Source organism: Pseudomonas sp. GW821-FHT02C04 (genome assembly GCF_059421845.1).
In genome coordinates this window covers 191,849-216,736 of the sequence record NZ_JBWKVT010000002.1, presented here as the reverse complement: position 1 = coordinate 216,736, position 24,888 = coordinate 191,849, and the positions used below count along the sequence as shown (strand labels likewise).

At 61.0% G+C, this 24,888-nt stretch carries 21 protein-coding genes and 1 riboswitch; of the genes, 10 read left to right on the top strand and 11 right to left on the bottom strand.

Annotated elements, in window-relative coordinates; all coding sequences use genetic code 11:
* Positions 1–144: 144 nt before the first annotated feature.
* Positions 145–1,551: an adenosylmethionine--8-amino-7-oxononanoate transaminase gene (locus tag AC07VV_RS09035; protein ID WP_495036041.1), complete on the bottom strand. Its 1,407-nt coding sequence runs from the start codon at positions 1,549–1,551 to the stop codon at positions 145–147.
* Positions 1,552–1,774: 223 nt separating this feature from the next.
* Between AC07VV_RS09035 and AC07VV_RS09030 the strand changes: the two genes are divergently transcribed.
* From AC07VV_RS09030 to AC07VV_RS09020, 3 genes are all read left to right on the top strand, one after another.
* The gene (locus tag AC07VV_RS09030; RefSeq protein ID WP_192559196.1) at positions 1,775–3,559 is read left to right on the top strand and encodes a flavin monoamine oxidase family protein; all 1,785 of its coding nucleotides are present in this window, start codon (positions 1,775–1,777) and stop codon (positions 3,557–3,559) included.
* Between the two features lie 249 nt (positions 3,560–3,808).
* The gene (locus AC07VV_RS09025; protein ID WP_495036040.1) at positions 3,809–4,360 is read left to right on the top strand and encodes a cytochrome b; all 552 of its coding nucleotides are present in this window, start codon (positions 3,809–3,811) and stop codon (positions 4,358–4,360) included.
* A gap of 31 nt (positions 4,361–4,391) precedes the next feature.
* Complete coding sequence (locus AC07VV_RS09020) at positions 4,392–4,985, top strand: YceI family protein (RefSeq protein WP_096817658.1); 594 nt, start codon at positions 4,392–4,394, stop codon at positions 4,983–4,985.
* Between the two features lie 69 nt (positions 4,986–5,054).
* Here the strand turns inward: AC07VV_RS09020 and rhlE2 are convergent, their stop codons facing one another.
* The 4 genes from rhlE2 to ahcY form a co-directional block, all read right to left on the bottom strand.
* The gene (gene rhlE2, locus AC07VV_RS09015; RefSeq protein ID WP_096817662.1) at positions 5,055–6,935 is read right to left on the bottom strand and encodes an RNA helicase RhlE2; all 1,881 of its coding nucleotides are present in this window, start codon (positions 6,933–6,935) and stop codon (positions 5,055–5,057) included.
* Positions 6,936–7,157: 222 nt separating this feature from the next.
* A complete protein-coding gene (locus AC07VV_RS09010) occupies positions 7,158–7,970 on the bottom strand; it encodes a substrate-binding periplasmic protein (protein ID WP_495036039.1) in 813 nt (270 codons plus the stop codon).
* 168 nt (positions 7,971–8,138) lie between these two features.
* Complete coding sequence (gene metF, locus AC07VV_RS09005) at positions 8,139–8,984, bottom strand: methylenetetrahydrofolate reductase [NAD(P)H] (protein WP_007959683.1); 846 nt, start codon at positions 8,982–8,984, stop codon at positions 8,139–8,141.
* A gap of 189 nt (positions 8,985–9,173) precedes the next feature.
* The gene (gene ahcY / locus AC07VV_RS09000; RefSeq protein WP_127800358.1) at positions 9,174–10,583 is read right to left on the bottom strand and encodes an adenosylhomocysteinase; all 1,410 of its coding nucleotides are present in this window, start codon (positions 10,581–10,583) and stop codon (positions 9,174–9,176) included.
* A gap of 23 nt (positions 10,584–10,606) precedes the next feature.
* Positions 10,607–10,705, bottom strand: a riboswitch (S-adenosyl-L-homocysteine riboswitch).
* A gap of 197 nt (positions 10,706–10,902) precedes the next feature.
* Here ahcY and AC07VV_RS08995 point away from each other — a divergent pair.
* The gene (locus tag AC07VV_RS08995) at positions 10,903–11,310 is read left to right on the top strand and encodes an acyl-CoA thioesterase (RefSeq protein ID WP_007959686.1); all 408 of its coding nucleotides are present in this window, start codon (positions 10,903–10,905) and stop codon (positions 11,308–11,310) included.
* Positions 11,311–11,383: 73 nt separating this feature from the next.
* Entirely contained in the window at positions 11,384–12,271 is an 888-nt protein-coding gene (locus AC07VV_RS08990; protein WP_102619715.1) for a formate/nitrite transporter family protein, read from the top strand.
* Here the strand turns inward: AC07VV_RS08990 and AC07VV_RS08985 are convergent, their stop codons facing one another.
* Positions 12,272–13,537 (bottom strand): cation:proton antiporter, encoded by a 1,266-nt coding sequence (locus AC07VV_RS08985; protein WP_495036038.1) that lies wholly within the window; start codon positions 13,535–13,537, stop codon positions 12,272–12,274.
* Positions 13,538–13,775: 238 nt separating this feature from the next.
* Here AC07VV_RS08985 and AC07VV_RS08980 point away from each other — a divergent pair, with 238 nt between their 5' ends.
* Together AC07VV_RS08980 and AC07VV_RS08975 are read left to right on the top strand one after the other, a co-directional pair.
* Positions 13,776–14,609 carry an EamA family transporter gene (locus tag AC07VV_RS08980; protein WP_096817687.1) on the top strand — a complete coding sequence of 278 codons (834 nt, stop codon included), beginning with the start codon at positions 13,776–13,778 and terminating at the stop codon, positions 14,607–14,609.
* 37 nt (positions 14,610–14,646) lie between these two features.
* On the top strand, positions 14,647–15,030 hold the full coding sequence (locus AC07VV_RS08975) for an MAPEG family protein (RefSeq protein ID WP_102619717.1): 384 nt from the start codon (positions 14,647–14,649) through the stop codon (positions 15,028–15,030).
* Positions 15,031–15,079: 49 nt separating this feature from the next.
* Here AC07VV_RS08975 and mltA read toward each other — a convergent pair whose 3' ends face one another.
* The gene (gene mltA / locus AC07VV_RS08970) at positions 15,080–16,252 is read right to left on the bottom strand and encodes a murein transglycosylase A (RefSeq protein ID WP_493070089.1); all 1,173 of its coding nucleotides are present in this window, start codon (positions 16,250–16,252) and stop codon (positions 15,080–15,082) included.
* Between the two features lie 128 nt (positions 16,253–16,380).
* On the opposite strand from mltA, the gene AC07VV_RS08965 reads away from it, so the two are divergent.
* Positions 16,381–16,830: a c-type cytochrome gene (locus tag AC07VV_RS08965; protein WP_495036037.1), complete on the top strand. Its 450-nt coding sequence runs from the start codon at positions 16,381–16,383 to the stop codon at positions 16,828–16,830.
* A gap of 52 nt (positions 16,831–16,882) precedes the next feature.
* On the opposite strand, the gene AC07VV_RS08960 is transcribed toward AC07VV_RS08965, so the two are convergent.
* The 4 genes from AC07VV_RS08960 to AC07VV_RS08945 form a co-directional block, all read right to left on the bottom strand.
* Positions 16,883–17,278 carry a DUF1090 domain-containing protein gene (locus AC07VV_RS08960; RefSeq protein ID WP_495036036.1) on the bottom strand — a complete coding sequence of 132 codons (396 nt, stop codon included), beginning with the start codon at positions 17,276–17,278 and terminating at the stop codon, positions 16,883–16,885.
* 96 nt (positions 17,279–17,374) lie between these two features.
* Positions 17,375–19,054, bottom strand: coding sequence for an NAD-dependent DNA ligase LigB (ligB, locus tag AC07VV_RS08955; protein WP_495036035.1), 1,680 nt, complete (start codon positions 19,052–19,054; stop codon positions 17,375–17,377).
* A gap of 146 nt (positions 19,055–19,200) precedes the next feature.
* Positions 19,201–20,391, bottom strand: coding sequence for a methionine adenosyltransferase (gene metK / locus AC07VV_RS08950; RefSeq protein ID WP_096817710.1), 1,191 nt, complete (start codon positions 20,389–20,391; stop codon positions 19,201–19,203).
* A gap of 18 nt (positions 20,392–20,409) precedes the next feature.
* Positions 20,410–21,405, bottom strand: coding sequence for an ArsR/SmtB family transcription factor (locus tag AC07VV_RS08945; RefSeq protein WP_495036034.1), 996 nt, complete (start codon positions 21,403–21,405; stop codon positions 20,410–20,412).
* A 271-nt stretch (positions 21,406–21,676) separates the two neighbouring features.
* On the opposite strand from AC07VV_RS08945, the gene tkt reads away from it, so the two are divergent.
* Positions 21,677–23,674 (top strand): transketolase, encoded by a 1,998-nt coding sequence (tkt, locus tag AC07VV_RS08940; RefSeq protein WP_495036033.1) that lies wholly within the window; start codon positions 21,677–21,679, stop codon positions 23,672–23,674.
* Positions 23,675–23,833: 159 nt separating this feature from the next.
* Positions 23,834–24,886: an erythrose-4-phosphate dehydrogenase gene (epd, locus tag AC07VV_RS08935; protein ID WP_495036032.1), complete on the top strand. Its 1,053-nt coding sequence runs from the start codon at positions 23,834–23,836 to the stop codon at positions 24,884–24,886.
* Positions 24,887–24,888: the final 2 nt, after the last annotated feature.

Here is a 24,888-nt window from a genome sequence, read left to right as displayed (position 1 = left end):
CGGGTCTCTCTGGTTAGATCGTTCCCACGCTCCGCGTGGGAATGCAGCCCGGGACGCTCTGCGTCCCAAGAGCGGACGCAGAGCGTCCGGTGAGGCATTCCCACGCAGAGCATGGGAACGCGCCGTCAACTTAAGTAATTTAGATCAGCCCGGATCGCGGAAACCGGGATGGAAATCCTTCGGCACCGTCACGCTGACGCTGTCACGGGTGGCAATGTCGATGCCTTCGCTGGCGACTTCGGCGAGGAAGTCGATCTGCTCCGGGGTGATCACGTACGGCGGCAGGAAATACACCACGCTGCCCAGCGGACGCAGCAACGCGCCACGCTCCAGCGCATGCTGGAACACCTTCAGGCCACGCCGTTCCTGCCAGGGGTAGGCTTCTTTCGTGGCTTTGTCCTTGACCATCTCGATGGCCAGCACCATGCCGGTCTGACGCACTTCTGAAACGTTCGGATGATCCACCAGATGCGCCGTGGCCGACGCCATGCGCTGGGCCAGCGCCCGGTTGTTCTCGATCACGTTGTCCTGTTCGAAGATATCCAGGGTCGCCAGCGCCGCCGCACAGGCCAGCGGGTTGCCGGTGTAGCTGTGCGAATGCAGGAAGGCGCGCAGGGTCGGGTAATCGTCGTAGAACGCGCTGTACACCTCGTCGGTGGTCAGGCACGCCGCCAATGGCAGATAACCGCCGGTCAGGGCTTTCGACAGGCACAGGAAGTCCGGGCGGATGCCGGCCTGTTCGCAGGCGAACATCGTTCCGGTACGGCCGAAACCGACAGCGATTTCATCGTGGATCAGATGCACGCCGTAACGGTCGCAAGCCTCACGCAACAGTTTGAGGTACACCGGGTGATACATGCGCATGCCGCCGGCGCCCTGGATCAACGGCTCGACGATCACCGCAGCGACGCTGTCATGATTTTCCGCCAGCGTCTGTTCCATGGCCGCGAACATGTTGCGCGAGTGTTCTTCCCAGCTCATGCCCTGCGGGCGCAGGTAACAATCCGGGCTCGGCACCTTGATGGTGTCCATCAGCAGGGCTTTGTAGGTTTCGGTGAACAGCGGCACGTCGCCGACCGCCATCGCCGCCATGGTTTCGCCGTGGTAGCTGTTGGTCAGGGTGACGAAGCGCTTCTTGTTCGACTGGCCGCGATTGAGCCAATAGTGAAAGCTCATTTTCAGCGCGACTTCGATGCAGGACGAACCGTTATCGGCGTAGAACACCCGGTTCAGGCCCTCGGGCGTCATCTTCACCAGACGTTCGGACAGCTCGATCACCGGCTGATGGCTGAAGCCGGCCAGAATCACGTGTTCCAGCTGATCGACCTGATCCTTGATGCGCTGATTGATGCGCGGGTTGGCGTGGCCGAACACGTTGACCCACCAGGAGCTGACGGCATCCAGGTAGCGCTTGCCTTCGAAATCTTCCAGCCAGACGCCTTCACCGCGCTTGATCGGGATCAGCGGCAGCTGTTCGTGGTCTTTCATCTGGGTGCAGGGATGCCACAACACCGCGAGATCGCGTTGCATCCACTGGTTGTTCAGGCCCATGTTCAGTCTCCTCGAGGCGGCTCGCGTCAGGCGCGGGCAAACAATCGCGCAAGCCTATGCAATGCGTCGCGTCGGGACAACCCATTGCGTCGATTGAGCTACTTTGTATGGGCCGATAGACGTTGCTGGCGGCGTTTTGATGGCTGACGTATTCTTCGCGGTTCTTTGGGTCGTCTGACCCGCAAAACTGCTTTTTCCTACGTGTTTTTCCGGAGTTCGCTGAATGTCTGTCGGTTGGCTGCGCGCCTGTGCGCTTGTGGTGTTGGGGCTGTTTAGCGTTACGGCGCTGGCCAAGGATAAAACCGCGATCGTGATCGGCGGCGGCCTGTCGGGCCTGACTGCGGCTTACGAACTGCAGAACAAGGGCTGGCAGGTGACGCTGCTGGAAGCCAAACCGAGCCTGGGCGGTCGCTCGGGCATGGCCACCAGCGAGTGGATCGGTAACGACAAGGCTCAGCCGGTGCTGAACAAATACGTGTCGACCTTCAAGCTGAGCACCACGCCGGCCCCTGAATTCGTGCGGACCCCGGGTTACTTGATCGACGGCGAGTATTTCTCCGCCGCCGACCTGGCCACCAAGCAACCGGCCACCGCCCAGGCGCTGAAAGCCTACGAGAAGACCCGCGACGATCTGGCGCGTTCGATCGACGATCCGCAGAACCCGGCCGCAACCAACACCCTGCACGCGCTGGACCAGATCAACGTGTCGAGCTGGCTCGACAAGCAGAACCTGCCAGCCACCGCGCGTCAGCTGATCAACCAGGATATTCGTACTCACTACGACGAACCTTCGCGCCTGTCGCTGCTGTATTTCGCGCAGCAGAGCCGGGTTTATCGCGGCGTGTCCGACCGTGACCTGCGCGCTTCGCGTCTGGTCGGTGGCAGCCCAGTGCTGGCCCAGGCCTTCGTCAAGCAGCTGAAAACCATCAAGACCGATTCGCCGGTGTCCGCCATCACCCAGGATAAGGACGGCGTGACCGTCAAGGTCGGCAGCGTTGGCTATTCGGCGGATTACGTTGTATTGGCCGTGCCACTGCGCGCGCTTAACAAGATCCAGCTGACCCCGGCGCTGGACGCCCAGCACCTGGCTGCGATCAAGGGCACCAACTACGGCTGGCGCGACCAGATCATGCTGAAGTTCAAGACGCCAGTGTGGGAAAGCAAGGCGCGGATGTCCGGCGAGATCTACAGCAACACCGGTCTGGGCATGTTGTGGATCGAGCCGGCCCTGAAGGGCGGCGCGAACGTGGTGATCAACCTGTCCGGCGACAACGCCCGTGTGATGCAGGCCTTCGGCGACAAGCAGATGGTCGATCAGGTGCTGATCCGTCTGCACACGTTTTATCCTCAGGCCCGTGGCTCGTTCACCGGTTATGAAATCCGTCGCTACAGCACCGACCCATCGACTGGCGGTTCTTACCTGGCCTTCGGTCCTGGCCAGATCAGCAAATTCTGGCGCCTGTGGGAGCGTCCGCTGCAACGCGTAGCGTTTGCCGGCGAACACACCGACACCTTGTACCCGGGCACCCTGGAAGGCGCACTGCGCACCGGTCAGCGTGCGGCCAGTCAGGTTGAAGACCTGGCGGCGGGCAAATCCTTCGAACCGATCAAGGTCGGCCCGGCGGCAGCCACCGCAGCAGCGGCGGCAGGCGCAGCGGGTGCGGCCACGGCGGCGAAAAAAGGCAACTTCTTCACCAACCTGTTCGGCGGCTCGGATGACGACAAGAAACCAGAGCCAGTAAAAGCGCCAGAGCCGGCACCTGCTCCAGCCGCTCCAGCACCTGCGCCGACCCCGGCTCCTGCGCCAGCTCCGGTGGAAGCACCGAAGCCAGCAGCCCCGGCGAAAGCCGAGCCAGCCAAGAAAGCGGCAGCCAAGCCAGCAGCGAAAAAACCTGCAGCCAAGACCGAGGCGAAAAAAGCCCCGGCCAAACCTGCAGCGAAAAAGGCTGAACCGGCGAAGAAGCCAGCAGCCAAACCTGCAGCAGCGACCGATACCAAAGCGCAGTAAGGCGTTGCGGTGAATGAAAAAGCGCGGCTTTCATGCCGCGCTTTTTTATTGCCTGTCAGTCGGCCCGGTCAGTGGAAATCTGCGAGCCGCCAACTAACATCCCGCCACACTTTTCACCTTTAATCTTTCCTTAACTCCCCTGTTCAAGACTCTTGATCGTATTTCTCGATATTTCAAAGCGAAATTTTCCGCTTTAATTCGATAGATAACTCGCTAGTCTTGGTTCGCAGTTCTCACAGGATTTGGGCAATGCAGCTACGTAACTCTTCTTCGCGCTACGGTTGGATCAGCATTTTCATGCACTGGGGCGTGGCGCTGGCAGTCTTCGGATTGTTCGCACTCGGTCTGTGGATGGTGGGGCTGGATTACTACAGCACCTGGCGCAAAGACGCGCCGGATCTGCACAAGAGCATCGGTCTGGTGCTGCTGGCTGTGATGGTGTTGCGGGTGCTGTGGCGTTTTGTCAGCCCTCCGCCGCCAACGCTGCAGAGCTACAGCCGCATGACCCGCATCGGCGCCAGGTTCGGCCATGGGTTTCTCTACCTTGCGCTGTTCGCCGTGATGCTTGCCGGTTACCTGATTTCCACCGCAGACGGTGTCGGGATCCCGGTGTTTGGCCTGTTTGAAGTTCCTGCACTGGTTTCCGGACTACCGGACCAGGCAGATACCGCTGGGGTGATTCATCTGTACCTGGCGTGGGCGCTGGTAATTTTTTCCGGCCTCCATGCGTTGGCAGCATTGAAGCACCACTTTATCGATCGTGATGCGACCCTCACCCGAATGCTCGGTCGCAAAGCCTGAAGTTCAACCTCGACTCAAAGGAAAAGAAAGCATGTTGAAAAAGACTCTGGCCGCTCTGGCAATCGGTTCTGCCGTGCTGTCCGCCAACGTAATGGCCGCTGACTACACCGTCGACAAAGAAGGCCAGCACGCCTTCGTCGACTTCAAGATCAGCCACCTGGGCTACAGCTTCATCACCGGTACCTTCAAGGACATCAGCGGCAAGTTCAGCTTCGATGCTGCCAAGCCTGAAGACAGCAAGATCGAGTTCGACGTGAAGACCGCCAGCGTGTTCACCAACCACGCCGAGCGTGACAAGCACATCGCCAGCAAAGACTTCCTGGACGTGGGCAAATTCGCTGACGCCAAGTTCGTCTCCACCAGCGTCAAATCCACCGGCAAGAACGCCGCAGGCAAAGACACTGCTGACGTGACCGGCGACCTGACCCTGCACGGCGTGACCAAGCCGATCGTGGTCAAGGCCACGTTCCTGGGTGAAGGCAAGGATCCATGGGGCGGCTACCGTGCCGGCTTCGAAGGCACCACCAGCATCAAGCGCTCTGATTTCGGCAAGATGATGGATCTGGGTCCTCAGTCCGACAACGTCGACCTGTACATCTCGTTCGAAGGTGTCAAAGCGAAGTAATTTTCGCCAGACATACAAAAACGCCCCCGGTCTTGCGACCGGGGGCGTTTTTTATTGCCTTGTTGAAACTCAGCGATTGCGAGTCAGCAAGGCCGGTTTTTCACCGCGTGGACGGCTTGGCAGTTGATCGAGCTGTTCCGGAGTCGGGAAGCGGTCGGCTTTCGATTCCTTGTGCATGATCTTCGGGCCACTGCTGCGCGGGTTCTGCACGGCCGGTTCGGCACGTTGCTGATCGTCACGGGCCGGGCGGCGGTTGCGCGGGTTTTCGTCGCGACGACCCTGACCGTCACGCGGCGCACCGTTGCGCGGGCCGCTGCGTTTGGCCGGTGGGGTGCCGGTGCTCGAACCGTTGCTGTTGCGTGGACCGTTCTGGCGACCTTGTGGCTGGCCACCGGTGCGCGGCGCGCCCGAACCTGCGCCTTGCGCCGGAGCGCCTGGACGACGACCACGGCCGCCGGCCGGAGCCTGCTTCGGCACGTAGTCAACGCGGTTACCGAAGTTATCCACATCGTCGTCGAGGAATTCGTCCGGAGCACGGTCGGCAGCGGCGCGTGGCGGCTGGCTTGGCTGGCGCTGTTCGCGGGCCGGAGTGCCTTCGCGCGGCTTCTGTTGACGGGCTGGACGCTCGCCACGCTCACCGCGTTCGCCGGCAGGTTTTTCCTTGCCCTTGTCTTTGCCTTTGTCTTTACGACCGCCGCCACCGCCGCCGCCATTCGGGCCGTCGCCGCGTGGGCCACGGGCGTTGCGCGGGTTGCGCATGTCCGGACGCTCGCGCACTTCAGGCTTCTCGGCCTCGATGGTGCTGGCATCGAAGCCCATCAGGTCGCCGTCGGCGATTTTCTGCTTGGTCATGCGCTCGATGCTTTTCAGCAGTTTTTCTTCGTCCGGCGCAACCAGCGAGATCGCCTCGCCCGAACGACCGGCACGGCCGGTACGGCCGATGCGGTGCACGTAGTCTTCATCGACGTTCGGCAGTTCGAAGTTGACCACGTGCGGCAACTGGTCGATGTCCAGGCCTCGGGCGGCGATATCGGTCGCTACCAGGATGCGCACTTCGCCGGCCTTGAAGTCGGCCAGGGCTTTGGTGCGGGCGTTCTGGCTCTTGTTGCCGTGGATCGCCACAGCCGGCAGGCCGTGTTTGTCCAGGTACTCGGCCAGGCGGTTGGCGCCGTGCTTGGTGCGGGTGAACACCAGTACCTGTTCCCAGGCGCCAGCGGTGATCAGGTGAGCCAGCAGCGCACGCTTGTGGCTGGCCGGCAGACGGAATACGCGTTGTTCGATGCGCTCGACCGTGGTGTTCGGCGGCGTCACTTCGATGCGTTCCGGGTTGTGCAGCAGCTTGCCGGCGAGGTCGGTGATGTCTTTGGAGAAGGTCGCCGAGAACAGCAGGTTCTGGCGCTTGGCCGGCAGACGCGCGAGGACTTTCTTCACGTCATGGACGAAGCCCATGTCGAGCATGCGGTCGGCTTCGTCCAGCACAAGGATTTCAACGTGGGACAGATCGACGCTGCCCTGGCCGCACAGGTCGAGCAGGCGACCCGGGCAGGCAACCAGTACGTCCACGCCACGGGACATGGCCTGAACCTGCGGGTTCATGCCGACGCCGCCGAAGATGCAGGCGCTGACGAATTTCAGGTCACGGGCGTAGATCTTGAAGCTGTCGTGAACCTGGGCCGCGAGTTCGCGGGTCGGGGTCAGCACCAGGACGCGCGGTTGGCGCGGGCCGTGACGCTGGGATTTGTCCGGGTGACCGTTAGGGAACAGCCGCTCCAGGATCGGAAGGGCGAAACCGCCGGTTTTACCGGTACCTGTCTGTGCCGCAACCATCAGGTCGCGACCTTGCAACACGGCGGGAATGGCCCGCTGTTGCACCGGAGTAGGCTCGGTATAGCCCGCGTCTTCGATAGCGCGGACCAAAGCCTCGGAGAGACCGAGGGAAGCAAAGGACATGAGTAATCCTGTTTTAGTTAGGGCTTGGCCCAATGGGAGTCTTGCCTGGCGCGAATGGCGTTTAAGAGGACGCAATCCCGTCCGGTCCTGCTGCGGTTCCGAAGGCACGTCCGGAGCGCTCGCGCGGGCTGAAAAGCTGCGCTGTAGCGGGTCGGGAGGCCTGTTACGGTTCCGGGCGTCCGGGCGTGAGCCTGGCGGGAACGCCGGAGTATAACAGAGCAATCACTGCGCGCCGCTTTCCTGCTGCTCAACGGTTTTGCCGCTGGCGGTGGCGCTGCCCAGTGGCGCGGTCATGGCCGGGGCCGCGCCGTAGCGTGCGCTGAGCTCGGCATAGGCCGGTTCACGCTTGAAACGCTTGAGTTCGGCGCCGAAGCGCTGCACCAGCAAATCCATCCCTGCGTTGCGCCGAACGGCCAGAAACTGGCTCTGACGGCTGATGACGGTGGGGTTTTCGGTGATCTGGTTGCGGATATTCAGTTCGTCGAGCAAATGCTGACCCACGCGGCGATCGGTGATCAGCAGGTCGATGCGCCCGCGCACCAGTTTGCCGAAGTTGGCTTCGTGGGTCGGGGCTGGTTCGCGGGTAAACAGGGGCGATTCCCTGAAGTCCGGGCTGTACAGATAACCCGGCGAGGTGCCGATGGTCAGGCCCTTGAGGTCTTCAAGGCTGCGAAAGGGATGCGGTCGTTCGTTGGCATAGAACATCACAAATTCGACGTCCGACAGCGGTTCGCTCGGGTAGAGCAGGGTGGCGTCGCGTTCGGCGCTGTGAAAAATATCCAGCGCGCCGTCAGCCTGGCCGGTTTCGAGCATCGACAGGCAGCGTTTCCACGGCAGGAACTGCCATTCGACTTCGATGCCCAGACGCTTGAACACGATGGCGGTGGTTTCGTAGTCCAGCCCGAGGTTCTTGCCGTTCTCTTCGTAAACGTACGGCGCCCACGGTTCGGTGACGATACGCAGCTTCTCGCCCCGAGCCGCAAAGCTCAGGCAAGCAAAAACCAGCACGGCGAATAACTGCGTGATCAAAGGCATGACTTGAGATTACGACGAGAAACGCCAAAGAGCCAGAAACTGGCAGCAGAAGCTCTGTTTCGGGCCTTAAAAGCAAAAGATCGCAGTTGCGACAGCGCTGTAAAAGCTGTCGAAAGTTGCGATCTTTTGTTGTGGCAAGAAGCGTTCAGCTTGCGGCGTACAGCGGTCTCAGCGTGGCAACTTCAGGTTGTTCCAGATCGCCAGGCTAGGTTCGGCCTGGTTCATGGAATAGAAGTGCAGACCAGGTGCGCCGCCCTGCAGCAGGCGTTCGCACATTTCGGTGACGACCTGTTCGCCGAAGCGCTGAATGCTTTGGCTGTCATCGCCATAGGCTTCCAGTTGCTTGCGAATCCAGCGCGGGATTTCCGCACCGCAGGCATCGGAGAAGCGCGCGAGCTTGCTGTAGTTGGTGATCGGCATGATCCCCGGAACGACTGGAATGTCCACGCCCAGCGCCTGCAAACGGTCGACGAAGTAGAAGTAGCTGTCGGCGTTGAAGAAGTACTGGGTGATCGCGCTGTCGGCGCCGGCACGGGCCTTGCGCACGAAATTGGCGAGATCGTCTTCGTAATTGCGCGCTTGCGGATGCATCTCCGGGTAAGCGGCAACTTCGATGTGGAAATGATTGCCGGTTTCTTCACGAATGAATTCAACCAGTTCATTGGCGTGACGCAGCTCGCCGCTGGTCATGCCCATGCCGGACGGCAGGTCACCGCGCAAAGCAACGATGCGCTTGATGCCGGCCGCCTTGTACTCGTTCAGCAGGCCGCGCAGGTCGTCCTTGCTGTCGCCGACGCACGAAAGGTGGGGGGCGGCGGGGATTTTGACTTCGCTTTCCAGCTGCAACACGGTATTCAGCGTGCGGTCACGGGTCGAGCCGCCCGCGCCGTAGGTGCAGGAAAAGAAGTCAGGGTTGTAGGTGGCCAGCTGACGGGCAGTGGCGAGCAGTTTTTCATGCCCAGCATCGGTCTTGGTCGGGAAGAACTCGAAGCTGTAGCGACGGTCTTGGGACATGGAGGGGACCTCCAGCTACAAGCTGCAAGCTTCAAGCTGCAAGAGCAGCGGAGGTGCGCTGGTCTCTTGTGCCTGAAGCTTGCGGCCTGACACTGTTTTGACAAATAGGGGCAGAGCTTTCGGGCTTCGCGCGGCAAGCCCGGCTTGTGGCCTTGCTTGCCGCTTGAAGCTTGAAGCTCGCAGCTGCTCTTAGTAGCGGTAAGCGTGCGGCTTGAACGGGCCTTCGACGGTCACGCCGATGTAGTCAGCCTGTTGCTTGGTCAGTTGAGTGACCACGCCGCCGAAGCCGCGAACCATTTCCAGGGCCACTTCTTCGTCGAGTTTCTTCGGCAGTACTTCAACAGTCAGGCGCTCGGCTTTCTGGGCTGGCGACAGGTCGGCGTACTTCTGGCCGAACAGGAAGATCTGCGCCAGAACCTGGTTGGCGAACGAACCGTCCATGATGCGGCTCGGGTGACCGGTGGCGTTGCCCAGGTTCACCAGACGGCCTTCGGCCAGCAGGATCAGGTAGTCGTCGTTCTGAGCGTCGAAAGCGCCCGGGCCGGTACGGTGGATCTTGTGTACCTGTGGCTTCACTTCTTCCCATGCCCAGTTCTTGCGCATGAAAGCGGTGTCGATTTCGTTGTCGAAGTGACCGATGTTGCAGACAACGGCACGCTTCTTCAGGGCTTTGAGCATGTTTGCGTCGCAAACGTTGACGTTACCGGTGGTGGTCACGATCAGGTCGATCTTGCCCAGCAGCGCTTTGTCGATGCTGGCTTCGGTGCCGTCGTTGATACCGTCGATGAACGGCGAAACCAGTTCGAAACCGTCCATGCAGGCTTGCATGGCGCAGATCGGGTCGACTTCGGAGACCTTGACGATCATGCCTTCCTGACGCAGGGACTGGGCCGAGCCCTTGCCCACGTCACCGTAACCGATGACCAGCGCTTGCTTGCCGGACAGCAGGTGGTCGGTGCCGCGCTTGATGGCGTCGTTCAGGCTGTGACGGCAGCCGTACTTGTTGTCGTTCTTGGACTTGGTCACCGAGTCGTTGACGTTGATGGCCGGGATGCGCAGTTCGCCCTTGGCCAGCATGTCCAGCAGACGGTGTACGCCGGTGGTGGTTTCTTCGGTCACGCCGTGAACGCGATCCAGAACCTGTGGGTACTTGTCGTGCAGCAGCTGGGTCAGGTCGCCGCCGTCGTCGAGGATCATGTTGGCGTCCCATGGCTGGCCATCTTTCAGGATGGTCTGCTCCAGGCACCACTCGTACTCTTCTTCAGTCTCGCCTTTCCAGGCGAAAACCGGGATGCCGGCAGCGGCGATGGAAGCAGCGGCCTGATCCTGAGTCGAGAAGATGTTGCAGGACGACCAGCGAACTTCGGCACCCAGGGCAACCAGGGTTTCGATCAGCACGGCGGTCTGAATGGTCATGTGGATGCAGCCGAGGATTTTCGCGCCTTTCAGCGGCTGCTCGGAAGCGTACTTGCGGCGCAGACCCATCAGGGCCGGCATTTCCGACTCGGCGATGATGGTTTCGCGACGGCCCCAGGCAGCCAGGGACATGTCGGCAACTTTGTAATCGTTAAAATCTGCAGGCGTGATAACAGCGCTCATGAAGAGCCTCCATTCGTAATGTATGCGAATGGGCGCCGTTGTGCGTTTAGTGTCCGGCCTGAGCCAGTCAACGCCCCATCCGAGCCTGACAGGTTGAACCTGCTGCAGCGCCCCTCGGACAGGTGGCGGGAAAACGGTATCAAGTGAACGTTACCGTTTTGAAACGGGGGCGATTATAGCCGTCTAGACTGATCTTCCAAAGGGTTTCTGTCGGCCAAATGAAGATCGCCAATCGCGACCATAGTAGAAGCCTCATGGAGCATGACCGATCAGTCTGCCAAGATGGCGCCCATCTTTCGGCAAACGCTCAGGAGTGAACATGAATTTCCACACCCGCAAATGGGTAAAACCCGAAGACCTCAACCCCAACGGCACCCTGTTCGGCGGCAGCCTGCTGCGCTGGATCGACGAAGAAGCGGCGATCTACGCCATCGTTCAACTGGGCAACCAGCGCGTGGTGACCAAGTACATTTCCGAGATCAACTTCGTCAGCGCCTCGCGCCAGGGCGACATCATCGAACTGGGCATCACCGCCACCGAGTTCGGCCGCACCTCGATCACCCTGACCTGTGAAGTGCGCAACAAGATCACCCGCAAGAGCATCCTGACGGTCGAGAAGATGGTCTTCGTCAACCTCGGTGAAGACGGCCTGCCGGCGCCGCACGGGCGGACCGAGATCAAATACGTCAAAGACCAGTTCAAGGATGAAACGCCCGTTACCGAGTAATCGGCGCGTCCTGTAGAACGGAAGCCGAATGGCGCGTGTCGTAGTTTTATGACCCCGCCACCGGTTTCCCGCCATGACCACGCCAACAGACGGCAAGACCCCCGACCTCTCGGCCAAGGAACAGCACGAAGTCGAGAAAAACCAGCCGCCCCGCGCGGCGGTCCTGCATGAAATCATCCGTAAACAGGGCGACCAGGAACTGGAGCGCAGCATTGCCGCGCTGTGGTGGTCGGCGTTGGCGGCGGGGCTGACCATGGGCCTGTCGCTGATGGGCATGGGCCTGCTCAATTCCCGGTTGCCCGAGGGTGACGAATTCAAGGTGATCGCCAGTTTTGGCTACTGCGCAGGTTTTCTCGCGGTGATCCTCGCCCGCCAGCAGTTGTTCACCGAAAACACCCTGACCGCTGTGCTGCCGGTCATGACCAAACCGACGATCCGAAACTTCGGCCGACTGATCCGACTCTGGACAGTCGTACTGTTCGGCAATCTGTGCGGCACGATTCTGGTGGCTTACGTGATGCTCGAGCTGCCGATCTTCGACAGCAAGACCGACGCAGCCTTCCTCGAAATCGGTCGCAAGGTCATGGAAAACCACGCCAGCCAGATGTTCGCCAAGGGCATCGTTTCCGGCTGGATGATCGCCACCATGGTCTGGATGATTCCGTCCATGGAAAGCGCGAAGATGTGGATCATCATCCTCATCACCTACCTCATGGCACTGGGCGACTTCACGCACATCGTGGTCGGCTCGGCGGAAGTGTCGTACCTGGTGTTTGCCGGCGAGTTGCCGTGGAGTGATTTCTGGGCGGTGTTTGCCGGGCCGACACTGGCGGGGAATATCATCGGCGGCAGTTTCATCTTCGCCCTGATCAGCCATGCGCAGATTCGCAGCGAAAGCGGAAAACCGAAGGAGTCTGCGGATCAGGCGGAAAAGCCCGATCCGCAGCAGATCAAGAAGTGATCAATGGTGCGCAGGTTCGGCAGTGGCTGCCGGTTCATCACGGGTGGCGTGCTTGACCAGTTTGCCGATGGTCAGACCCTGCAGGAGGATCGACGACAGCACTACGATGTAGGTGATGCTCAGCAGCAGATCGCGTTCCGGGCCCAGCGGCAGGGCCAGGGCCAACGCCACCGAAACACCGCCGCGCAAACCGCCCCAGGTCAGGATCCGGATGGTGCCGCGCGGCACCGTGCGCCAGCGACGCAACAGGACAATGGCCGGGGCCACGGTGAGCAGCCGCGACAACAGAATCGCCAGCGCCAACAGACTTGCAGCCGCCACGTGCAGCCAGTTGAACGGCAGCAGCAACAGCTCCATGCCGATCAGCGCGAACAGCAGGGCGTTGAGCATGTCGTCGAGCAACTCCCAGAAACCGTCCAGGTATTTGCGCGTCATGTCGTTCATCGCCAGATTGCGACCGAGGTTACCGATGATCAGGCCGGCGACCACCATCGCAATCGGCGCCGACACGTGCAGCTCGGTGGCCATTGCCGAACCGCCGATCACCAATGCCAGGGTCAGCATGACTTCGATCTGGTGCTGCTCGATGCTCTTGATCATCAGGTACACCAGATAACCGATCAGCCCGCCGAACAGCACACCGCCGACGGCTTCATGGACGAACAGCATGGCGGTGGCGCCGATGGTCGGGGTTTCGCCCAGTTGCGCGATGCCCAGCAACACGGTGAACACCACCACGGCGGTGCCGTCGTTGAACAACGATTCGCCGACGATGGTGGTTTTCAACGGTTTCGAGGCGTTGGCCGTACGCAACACGCCGAGCACCGCGATCGGGTCGGTCGGGGAAATCAGTGCGCCGAACAACAGGCAGTAGAGGAAGCTCACGTGCCAGCCGAACAGGGCGAAGATGTAATAGGCGAGGCTGCCGATCACGGCGGTGGCGATCAATACGCCGAACGTCGCCAGCAGGCCGATGGGCCAGCGGTAGCTGCGCAGGTCATTCAGGTTGACGTGCAAGGCGCCGGCGAACAGCAGGAACGACAGCATCCAGTTCATCAGCAGATCACCGAAGTCGATCTGGCCGATCAGTTGCTGTACGCGCTCTTCGAGGCCGGGGTAACCGAGCAGGCTCAGGCCTTGCAGCAACAGGGAAAACATCAGTGCGGTAACCATCACGCCGATGGTCGGAGGCAAACCGATGAAGCGGAAATTCACGAAAGTGAGGAGGGTGGTGAGGCAGATGAAAGCGGCGACGAGTTCAAGCATCCGGGGTCCTTTGGATGGGGGGTGAAAAGACAACGCGCCCGTTCGTGGACGCAAGGGTTGGATGGGCAGACACCGGGTGGGGGCACAATTGTGTCGCCCAGACAGGGTTTTTTGAGATTCGTCTGTGCGCAACCGGTTGCGACGGGGGCGCTTGGCGTATAAACAACGCCTGACACATCGCGAATAAAAGACCTGATCAAAGGGCTCAGGTTCAAAAACAAGAATGAAGGAGTGACTCGTGCTGGCGACAGCTCTGGTGTTGGTGGCGGCGCTGTTGCACGCAGCGTGGAATACCTTGATCAAGTTCAGCGCCGAACGGCTGCTGGTGGTGGCCTGCATGGACACCGTGGCGCTGTTGTTCGTCGCGCTGGCATTTCCTTTCATCAGCCTGCCGCCCCAGGAGATCTGGCCGTGGATTCTGGCCTCGGCGGCGTTCGAGCTGCTTTATCGCTACCTGTTGATCCAGGCCTATCGGGTCGGCGACCTGGGCCTGGTCTATCCGTTGATGCGCGGACTGTCGCCGCTGGTGGTGCTGGCGCTGACCCTGATTTTCGCCGGTGAAGTGCTGACCACGCAGCAGATTTTCGGGATCATGCTGATCCCGCTGGGTATGGCCTGCCTGCTCTGGCAGGGCGGCGGCGGGAAACACTTGCCATGGTCGATGCTGCCGGTAGTGGCGCTGATCGGGCTGTGCATCGGCTGCTACACCTACATCGATGGCCAGGCCTTGCGGCGCTGGTCGCATCCGCTGGACTACCTGGTCTGGGTCACGCTGCTCAGCGCCTGGCCGTTCCCGCTGCTGGCGTGGGTGGCCAAGCGGCCGGCGTTTATGCTGTTCTGGCGCGAACAATGGAAGCTGGGACTCGCGGTCGGGTTCTGCGTGTTGTTCAGCTACGCTCTGGTGCTGTGGGCGATGCAGTTGGGCTCGATTGCCGAAGCGGCGGCGTTGCGTGAAATCAGCGTGATTCTGGTGGTGCTGTTCGGCATGCGCTACCTGAAAGAACCTTTCGGTCGGCCACGGCTCTTAGCCTGTGGGCTGGTGCTGATCGGCATGCTGGTGATGAAGTTCTGACCCGCCAACACTCTAAAAACTGAAGAAGGACGGCGTTATGACGGTGGCTCTGTGGTGCGTTTTGATTGCGATCTTTCTGCCCTATGTGTGCACGGGCGTGGCCAAGGCTGTCGGTGGTTATCGGCTGAGCGACAATCACGATCCTCGGGATTTTCTCGAAAGCCTGAACGGTTTGGCCCGACGGGCCCATGCGGCGCAACTGAACAGTTTTGAAGTGACGCCGGCCTTTGCGGCGGCGGTGATCGTCGCGCATCTGGTCGGCACGGCGGAGCTGGTGACGGTCAACGTGCTGGCGGTGCTGTTTATCACCAGTCGCCTGCTCTACATCATTTGCTATCTGGCGGACTGGGCGATTTTGCGGTCGCTGGTGTGGTTTGTCGGGATGGGGCTGATCGCCAGTTTCTTCTTCGTTTCGGTCTGAAGCTGAACAGATCGCAGGCTGACGAGGCCTGCGATCTTTTGCGTTGCGCTTACAGCTTGTCGGCCACCTGCGGCACTTGCGGCAACGCCGCGCCTTTGGGCCAGAGCATCCAGATCTGCCCCTGCTGCTTCATGTCACCGGCCAGTTGCCCGGCGGCATCACCGGTGCCCCAGAACAGGTCTGCACGAACTTCGCCGGCAATCGCGCCGCCGGTGTCCTGCGCGGCCACCGGGCGTACCAGTGCCGTGCCGTCCGGGCGAGTGGTCGACAGCCACAGCAGGCTGCCCAGCGGGATCACCTTGCGATCCACCGCCGCGCTGTAACCGGCGGTCAGCGGCACATTCAACGAGCCGCGCGGGCCTTCGTTGCTGTCCGGGTTGCGGGTGAAAAACACATAACTCGGGTTGCTGCCCAGCAACTCCGGAATGCGCGACGGATTGGCCTTGGCCCAGTTGCTGATCGCGCCCATGGTCACGTCTTCTTTCTTCAGTTCGCCCTGTTCCACCAGCCAGCGGCCGATCGGCCGGTACGGGTGACCGTTCTGGTCGGCGTAGGCGATGCGCAGTTGTCGGCCGTCATCGGTCTGAATCCGCCCCGAACCCTGGATCTGCAGGAATTGCAGGTTCATCGGGTCAGTCAGCCACGCCACCACCGGTGCCTTGACGCCTTTGGTCTCGATGGTAGCTGCGTCGTCATAGGGTTTGAGCACGCGACCTTCGAGGCGTCCGCGCAGGCGTTTGCCTTTCAGCTCAGGGTAAATGCTGTCCAGGGACACGATGATCATGTCCTCGGGCACGCCGTACACCGGCACGTTGGCGGTCGCGGTTTGCGTCAGGCTGCCGGGGTAGACCGGTTCGTAGTAGCCGGTGATCAGGCCGTTGGGATTGTCGTGCTCGGCGCGCAGACCGAAGACGTCGAGGTGCTGCTTGAGGAAGCTGCGGATGTCGCCAGCGCTTTGCGGCACATTGGCTGCCGCTGCGCAGGTGGCGCCCCAGATCGGATCAGCCTTTAGCCGGGTGCAGGCGCTGCGCCACGAACCGAAGCCGGCCACCAGATCGTTGTCGGACACTGCGGGCAGGGCTTCCCAGGTGGCGCTGGAGTAAGTGGCCAGTGCGTGGGTTTTCGGCTTGGCACTGTCGCCCCCGGTGCAGCCGGCGAGGATGGCCAGCAGCGGCAGGGTTGCGATGAGTGGGTGACGCCAGGCCTTGAAACGGCTGTTCATGGAGAATTTCCTGTGTCGGTTGCAGGCGTGCTCCATGCGCGCCAGCAACCCATATTATTAATAGGGCTATTGGTGTTTGGCGGTGACGCGAGGATACTGGCCGCCGAATTCCGTGACCTGAAGCCACCATGACTCTTAAAAGACTTTCTGTTGTATTGCTGGCCTGTCTGACCTTGTCCGCCTGTGGCGGTGTCGATCCGAATTCCCCGCTGGGCCAGCGCAAGGCGATCTTCAAGCAGATGCTCAAGACCGGCGAAGACCTGGGCGGCATGCTGCGCGGGCGCATTGCCTTCGACGGGCCGAAATTCACGGAAGGCGCGGTCAAGCTCGATGCGCTGTCCCATGAACCGTGGAAACACTTTCCGCAGGTGCGCGAAGAAGATCACACCAGCGCCAAGGACGATGTCTGGCTGAGACAGGCACGTTTCCAGGAAATGGCCCGCACCCTTGAGGCGGCCACCGGTGAACTGGTGATCGCCAGCCAGGTTCAACCGTACAAGGCCAGCAATTTGGGGCCGGCGGTGCAGAAGGTTGAAGATGCCTGCAGTGCCTGCCATAAAGAATTTCGGGATCATTGATCCTGAAGTGCAGTGAAGGAGAGGACTCTTTCACCGCACGTTGCCTGCCGGATTACTTGTCGAGTTCGTCCAGCGCGTCCTGCAATTCCTTGCGCGATTCGGCGAGCTTGTTCTTGCGCTTGTCGATCTTCTCCGGGTCGCCTTTCTTCATGGCCTTGTCGAGGTCAGCCTGACGCTTGCTCACTTCGTGCTTGGCGTCGAGCACCTTGTTTTCACGTTCCTTTTTCAGGCCGGCGTCGGTGCAGTGGTCTGTGACTTCGCGCAGTGCGGTTTCGAGACCGGCCTGCTGGTCGGCGTTGCCACGGGATTTGGCCTGTTCGATCTGATTGATGATGCCTTGCTTCTTGGCAGCACAACCGGTCAGGCCCGGGGCGTCTTCGCCAGCCATCGCGGGGGCGGCCATTACGCCGCAAAGAGTCAGCAGGGCGAGCGGTGCGAGAAATTTCATAAAAGCTCCATGTGCAAAGGCAATCGGGTCGTGAAAGCACTGCGCTCTTGGAGCGCCTCGGCGACCGTTGGGTTCCCGGCGTACCGGGATGCATGTTCAGAAACCGTCGATTCCGGCGGCACGTAAGGTTTCACTCAGGGCCAGCACCTGCGGGTCGCGGAAAAAAGCGCTCAATTGCGCCGCGCGACCGGGGCCGATTCCGGGTTCTGCCTGCCATTGTTCAGTATTGCGTTGTGCCAGCGCTTGCCATGAATCAACCAGAGAGGCCTGACCTGTCGGCGGCAGCCCGAGGGCTTTGAGCCATTGGGCGAATGGCCGCTGGCGAGCGCTGTGAAAACTGTGCGACAGGCGGGCGCTGCTGCGCTCGCCGAGGCCGGCAATCTTAGCAAGCTCTGGCCCGTCGAGGGTCAACCAATCCAGCAGGCTGTTCAGGCGGCCTGTTTCCAGAAGTTTCTCCCACGTACCGCGCCCGACATGGGGCAGTGCCAGCCCTTGCTTGCCGCCAAGCCAGGTCAGACGCGCGAGGAACTGACTCTCGCATCCGGGCGTTGGTTGCCAGCAGCTTAGCGCGTGAAAGTCGCTGGCGAGTGGAACGTTCAGCTCGACGCGCTCTGTGCTGCGCAGCACAACGCTGTCGAGTCGCGGAATCGTCAGTCCGGCCAGGCTGATCGCCACTTGATCGCCGGGGCGTATGTCCAGTTCCTGCCAGCGTTTGAGTGAGCTGACGCTGACGCGTCTGATCTGGCGATCATCGAGCATGACCGGCGCCAGCTCCAGCACGGGGGTGATGCGCCCGGTACGGCCGATCTTGAAATCGACCTTGCGTACATCGGCCAATGCCTGGGCGAACGGGTACTTCCAGGCCGCGGCCCAGAAAGGCGAGCGTGCCTGCCAGCGTTCGGCTGCCGGACGCAGACTTTGGCGCAAGACGATGCCGTCACTGGCGAAGGGCAGAGGTGAGCGATACCAGTGATCACGCCATTTTTTCGCATCAGCAAGATCACCAACGGGATGGCTGTAAGGTTCTGTCGTTTCGAAGCCGAGTGTTGCCAGTCCCGTGATTCGCTCTGTCAGACTGCTCGGCCCCAACGGCCAGTCCCAGACAAAAAGCCCGATGCCTGCTGCCTGTTCGGCACTCAAGTCCTTGCGTCCCATCAGGCCGGCGACTGTCGCGCGGGCGTTGGCGCTGCCGGCTCGGGCCTGGATATGGTCGTTCAGTCGCCAATAGAGTTCGCCCTGCACCGACAGGTCCAGCGGTTGTGTCAGTTGTTGGGGAATGGCGTTGATCTTCTGTGCCGATGCAGTCCAGTCCTGCCCGCGAACCCCGTCGCCGCGACTGATCGCCTGCTGCAAACGCCCGGCGCGATAGATCAGCGTGACGGCCACGCCATCGATCTTGGGTTGTGCCCAGACGTCCTTGCGGTCGCGCAGCCAGGCTTCGATGTCCGCTGCGTCGTGAATCTTGTCGAGGCCGGTATGGGCGATCGGGTGCGCGACAGGCCCTGACGCTGTCCGTAACGGCTTGGGCGGCGGTGGAAGTTTGAAGCACTGGCGCCATTCGCCGAGACGGGTGCGGGACTGATCGTAGAGTTCGTCGGCGATCAGTGATCGGCCTTCTCGGTGATAGGCGTCGTCCCACTGATCGATCTGCTGTTGCAGGGCGGCGATTTCGGTTTGTGCCCGGTCGACGGGCCAGGTGGGGCAGTCGTCAGCGAAGGTGCTGAAGTGGATTAAAACCGGCAGGAAAAAGAAAAACAGGCGCAGTGTGGCAAGCATCGTGAGCGTCCTTGCTCAGGGAGTTGCTTGAAGGCTAGTCAGGATTTCAGCGCGGGGGCGGGCAGCTGTTTTGCGGCTTGTTTCCAGGACATGAAAAAGCCCCGCACGGCGAACCGTGCGGGGCTTCTTGTATCGCCAGGGAAGTCTTACAGACCGGCAGCAGAACGCAGAGCGTCGGCGCGGTCGGTTTTTTCCCAGGTGAACGTGGTGAAGGTGTCTTCGCCAACGGTCTTGGTCTGCGGAGCACGGCCGAAGTGGCCGTAGGCTGCGGTTTCCTGGTACATCGGGTGCAGCAGGTCGAGCATGGTGGTGATCGCGTATGGACGCAGGTCGAACACTTCGCGGACCAGTTTGATGATCTTGTCATCGCTGATCTTGCCGGTGCCGAAGGTGTTCAGCGAGATCGAAGTAGGCTGGGCTACACCGATCGCGTAGGAAACCTGAATCTCGCAACGCTCGGCCAGGCCGGCAGCCACGATGTTCTTGGCAACGTAACGGCCAGCGTAGGCGGCCGAACGGTCAACCTTCGATGGATCTTTACCGGAGAACGCGCCGCCGCCGTGACGGGCCATGCCGCCGTAGCTGTCGACGATGATCTTGCGACCGGTCAGACCGCAGTCACCTACCGGGCCGCCAATGATGAACTGGCCGGTCGGGTTGATGTGGAACTGGGTGTCCTTGCTCAGCAGTTCGGCAGGCAGCACGTGCTTGACGATCAGCTCCATCACGCCTTCGCGCAGGTCTTTGTACGACACTTCAGGGTTGTGCTGGGTCGACAGAACAACAGCGTCGATACCCACAACCTTGCCGCCTTCGTAACGGCAAGTCACTTGCGACTTGGCGTCCGGGCGCAGCCAAGGCAGCAGACCCGATTTACGGGCTTCGGCCTGGCGCTGAACCAGCTGGTGCGAGAAGGTGATCGGTGCTGGCATCAGCACGTCGGTTTCGTTGCTGGCGTAGCCGAACATCAGGCCCTGGTCGCCGGCACCCTGATCTTCAGGCTTGGCACGGTCAACACCCTGGTTGATGTCAGGGGACTGCTTGCCGATGATGTTCATCACGCCGCAGGTCGCGCCGTCGAAGCCGACGTCGGAGCTGTTGTAGCCGATGTCGAGAATCACGTTACGCACGATCTCTTCCAGATCGACCCAGGCGCTGGTGGTCACTTCACCGGCAACGATGGCCACGCCAGTCTTGACCAGGGTTTCCACGGCAACGCGTGCGTGTTTGTCCTGGGTGATGATGGCGTCCAGCACCGCATCGGAAATCTGGTCGGCGATTTTGTCCGGATGCCCTTCGGACACGGACTCGGAGGTGAAGAGGGAGTATTCGCTCATCTCGATGTTTTCCTGAATTTACCGATGGTGAGTGTCGCCAGTCGGTCGCTGAAAATGGCGGACCTGAATCTGGAAACCATTACGTAAGCCTACATAGAGGCTGTCCCCGGGAACGAGTCCCGCAGCGGTGGCCCAACGGGCCAGATCGTCCTGTTCAAACCCCAACCACAGATCACCGCAGGCCTCCCTGGCCCAACTCTGGTTGTGGCTACATAACTCTGTCACGAGCAGGCTACCGCCCGGTTGCAGCAGGCTGGCCATGTGCTTGAGCGCTTCGGCCGGCGCGGCGAAATGGTGCAACACCATGTTCAACACTACGCAATCGGCCTGAAGGCTTGTGCCATTCAATGCATCGGCCAATTGCAGGCTGACGTTAGCCAGCTTTTCACGTTCACATACCTGGCGGGCCAGTTCGAGCATCGCCGCGCTGTTGTCCAGTGCGGTTACGGTGCCGAAACGACGGGCCAGTTCCGGCAGGAAAGCACCATCGCCGGGGCCGACTTCGATGGCCGAGGCTGCACCATCGAAGTTCAGTTTGTCGAGCAGGGCCAGCACGCTTTCACGGTACTGCGGCAGGCCGGCAATCAAATCCTGCTGGGCGCGGAATTTCTCTGCGACCCGTGCGAAAAAATCCTGGCTGTTGGCAGCACGCTGCCCGTGTACTTGTGCGATCCGCGTTTCCACGTCGGCCGGCAGCGCCAGATTGTCGACTTCTTCTAACAACGCCGCGTGCAACTTGCCGCCCAGCAACTCGGTATGGGGCAGGGCGCGGCGGTAGAAAACCGCATTGCCTTCACGGCGAGTCGCCACCAGATCCGCCTGTGCCAGCACTTTAAGGTGATGGCTCATGCCGGACTGGCCGATATCGAAAATCTGCGCCAGTTCCAGAACGCCGAACGAATCGTTGGCCAGGGCGCGCAATACATTCAGCCGCAGCGGATCGCCGCCGGCCTTGCACAGGGCCGCCAGCTCGTCGCAATCGTCATGGCGAATGGAAGGCACGCGTAAGTTCATAGGGCCAGCAGTCTAGAGACGGCCGGAAAACACCGCAAGGCCAATATCAAAAAGTTTTGATATTGCTCGATGGGTGGCGCTTTTTATTGCACTTCTCACTGGCCGGTTAACTCTACAGACGAACAGCGGAAAGGATTCACCAGCCGAAACCGATGTTATCCATGGGAAAAACGTCTCCGGATGACTATCTGTCATTGCCCCGAGGCGCTCGGGTGAGGGAAAATGCCCTCCTTTTTTCCGTTTCAATCTATTCAAACCCAGGAGATCAGCGATGCCTAGCCGTCGTGAGCGTGCCAACGCCATTCGTGCCCTCAGCATGGATGCCGTGCAAAAAGCCAACAGCGGCCATCCCGGTGCCCCTATGGGTATGGCAGATATCGCCGAAGTGCTTTGGCGCGACTACCTCAAGCACAACCCGAGCAATCCATCGTTCGCTGACCGTGACCGCTTCGTGCTGTCCAACGGCCACGGCTCGATGTTGATCTACTCGCTGCTGCACCTGACCGGTTACGACCTGTCGATCGACGACCTGAAACAGTTCCGTCAATTGCACAGCCGCACCCCGGGTCACCCGGAATTCGGTTACACCCCGGGCGTTGAAACCACCACCGGCCCGCTGGGTCAGGGTCTGGCCAACGCCGTGGGCTTCGCCCTGGCTGAAAAGGTACTGGGCGCGCAGTTCAACCGTCCTGGCCACAACATCGTCGACCACCACACCTACGTGTTCCTGGGTGATGGCTGCATGATGGAAGGCATTTCCCACGAAGTCGCTTCCCTGGCCGGTACGCTGGGCCTGGGCAAGCTGATCGCCTTCTACGATGACAACGGCATCTCCATCGACGGCGAAGTCGAAGGCTGGTTCACCGATGACACGCCGAAGCGTTTCGAAGCCTACAACTGGCAGGTGATCCGCAACGTCGACGGTCATGATCCGGAAGAGATCAAGACTGCCATCGACACCGCTCGCAAGAGCCCGCTGCCGACCCTGATCTGCTGCAAGACCACCATCGGTTTCGGTTCGCCGAACAAGCAAGGCAAGGAAGATTGCCACGGCGCCCCACTGGGTGACGCGGAAATCGCCCTCACCCGCAAGGCGCTGAACTGGAACCACGGTCCGTTCGAAATCCCGGCCGACATCTACGCCGAATGGGATGCCAAGGAAAAGGGCCGCGCCGTCGAGTCCGAGTGGGACCAGCGTTTCGCTGCCTACTCCGCCGCGTTCCCGACCGAAGCCAACGAACTGATCCGTCGCCTGAGCGGTGAGCTGCCGGCTGATTTCTCCGAGAAGGCTTCGGCCTACATCGCTGAAGTCGCGGCCAAGGGCGAAACCATCGCCAGCCGTAAAGCCAGCCAGAATGCCCTGAACGCGTTCGGCCCGCTGCTGCCGGAAGTGCTGGGCGGTTCGGCTGACCTGGCCGGTTCCAACCTGACTCTGTGGAAAGGCTGCAAAGGCGTCAGCGCCGAAGACGCCAGCGGCAACTACATGTACTACGGCGTGCGCGAATTCGGCATGACCGCGATCATGAACGGCGTTGCCCTGCACGGCGGTCTGGTGCCTTACGGCGCGACCTTCCTGATGTTCATGGAATACGCCCGCAACGCGGTGCGCATGTCCGCACTGATGAAGCAGCGTGTGATCCACGTCTACACCCACGACTCCATCGGTCTGGGCGAAGACGGCCCGACGCACCAGCCGATCGAGCAACTGACCAGCCTGCGCACCACGCCGAACCTCGACACCTGGCGTCCAGCCGATGCCGTTGAATCGGCAGTGGCCTGGAAAAACGCCCTGGAGCGCAAGGACGGCCCGTCGGCGCTGATCTTCTCGCGTCAGAACCTGCAGCACCAAACCCGTGATGCCGGCCAGATCGCCGACATCAGCCGTGGTGGCTACGTGCTGAAGGACTGTGCAGGCGAGCCTGAGCTGATCCTGATCGCCACCGGTTCGGAAGTCGGTCTGGCTGTTCAGGCCTACGACAAACTGACCGAGCAGGGCCGCAAGGTGCGTGTTGTTTCGATGCCTTGCACCAGCCTGTTCGACGCTCAGGACGCCAGCTACAAGCAGTCGGTTCTGCCGTTGCAGGTTGGCGCGCGTATCGCGATCGAAGCGGCTCACGCCGACTTCTGGTTCAAGTACGTGGGTCTGGAAGGTCGCGTGATCGGCATGACCACCTACGGCGAATCGGCTCCTGCCCCGGCGCTGTTCGAAGAGTTCGGTTTCACCCTGGAAAACATCCTGGGTCAGGCTGAAGAGCTGCTGGAAGACTAAGCAGTACGAATGCGGTGGCCCTGGCCACCGCGTTCCCCTGTAGGTGCTGCCGAAGGCTGCGTTCTTTTGATCTTGATCTTAAAAACAGGATCAAAAGAACGCAGCCTTCGGCAGCTCCTGCATAGGGTTGTGTTGTTAGCGAATACTATCGAGAACCCCATGCCTCAACCGCGTCCCTACAAAGTTGCACTCAACGGCTACGGCCGGATTGGTCGTTGCGTCTTGCGTGCGTTGTTCGAGCGAGGCGATAAGGCCGGGTTTGAAATTGTCGCGATCAACGATCTGGCCGACATGGCCAGCATCGAATACCTGACACGCTTCGACTCCACCCACGGCCGGTTCCCCGGCGAAGTGAAGGTCGACGGCGATTGTCTGCATATTAATGGCGACTGCGTGAAGGTCCTGCGCAGTGCCACCCCCGAAGGCATCGATTGGGCGTCGCTGGGCGTCGATCTGGTGCTCGAATGCTCCGGCGCCTACCACACCCGCGAAGACGGCCAGCGTTTCCTCGACGCCGGCGCGCCGCGTGTGCTGTTCTCGCAGCCGATGGCCAGCGAGGCGGATGTCGACGCCACCATCGTCTACGGCGTCAATCAGGATTGTCTGACCGGCGACGAGCTGCTGGTGTCCAACGCCTCCTGCACCACCAATTGCGGCGTGCCGCTGTTGCGTCTGCTGGATCAGGCAGTCGGCCTGGATTACGTGTCGATCACCACGATTCACTCGGCGATGAACGATCAGCCGGTGATCGACGCCTATCACCACGAAGACCTGCGCCGCACCCGTTCGGCGTTCCAGTCGGTGATCCCGGTGTCCACTGGTCTGGCGCGCGGTATCGAGCGTCTGCTGCCGGAACTTGCCGGACGAATTCAGGCCAAAGCCGTACGCGTGCCGACGGTCAACGTGTCCTGTCTCGACATCACGATGCAGACCGCGAGCGACACCGACGCCGGCGAGGTCAACCGGATCCTGCGCGACGCCGCCACCAGCGGCCCGCTCAAAGGTCTGCTGGCCTACACCGAGCTTCCCCATGCTAGCTGTGATTTTAATCATGACCCACATTCGGCCATCGTCGATGCCAGTCAGACCCGCGTTTCCGGCCCTCGGCTGGTGAACATCCTGGCCTGGTTCGACAACGAATGGGGTTTTGCCAACCGAATGCTGGATGTTGCAGAACACTATCTGCAAACAGCGACTTCAAAAAAACCGTAGGA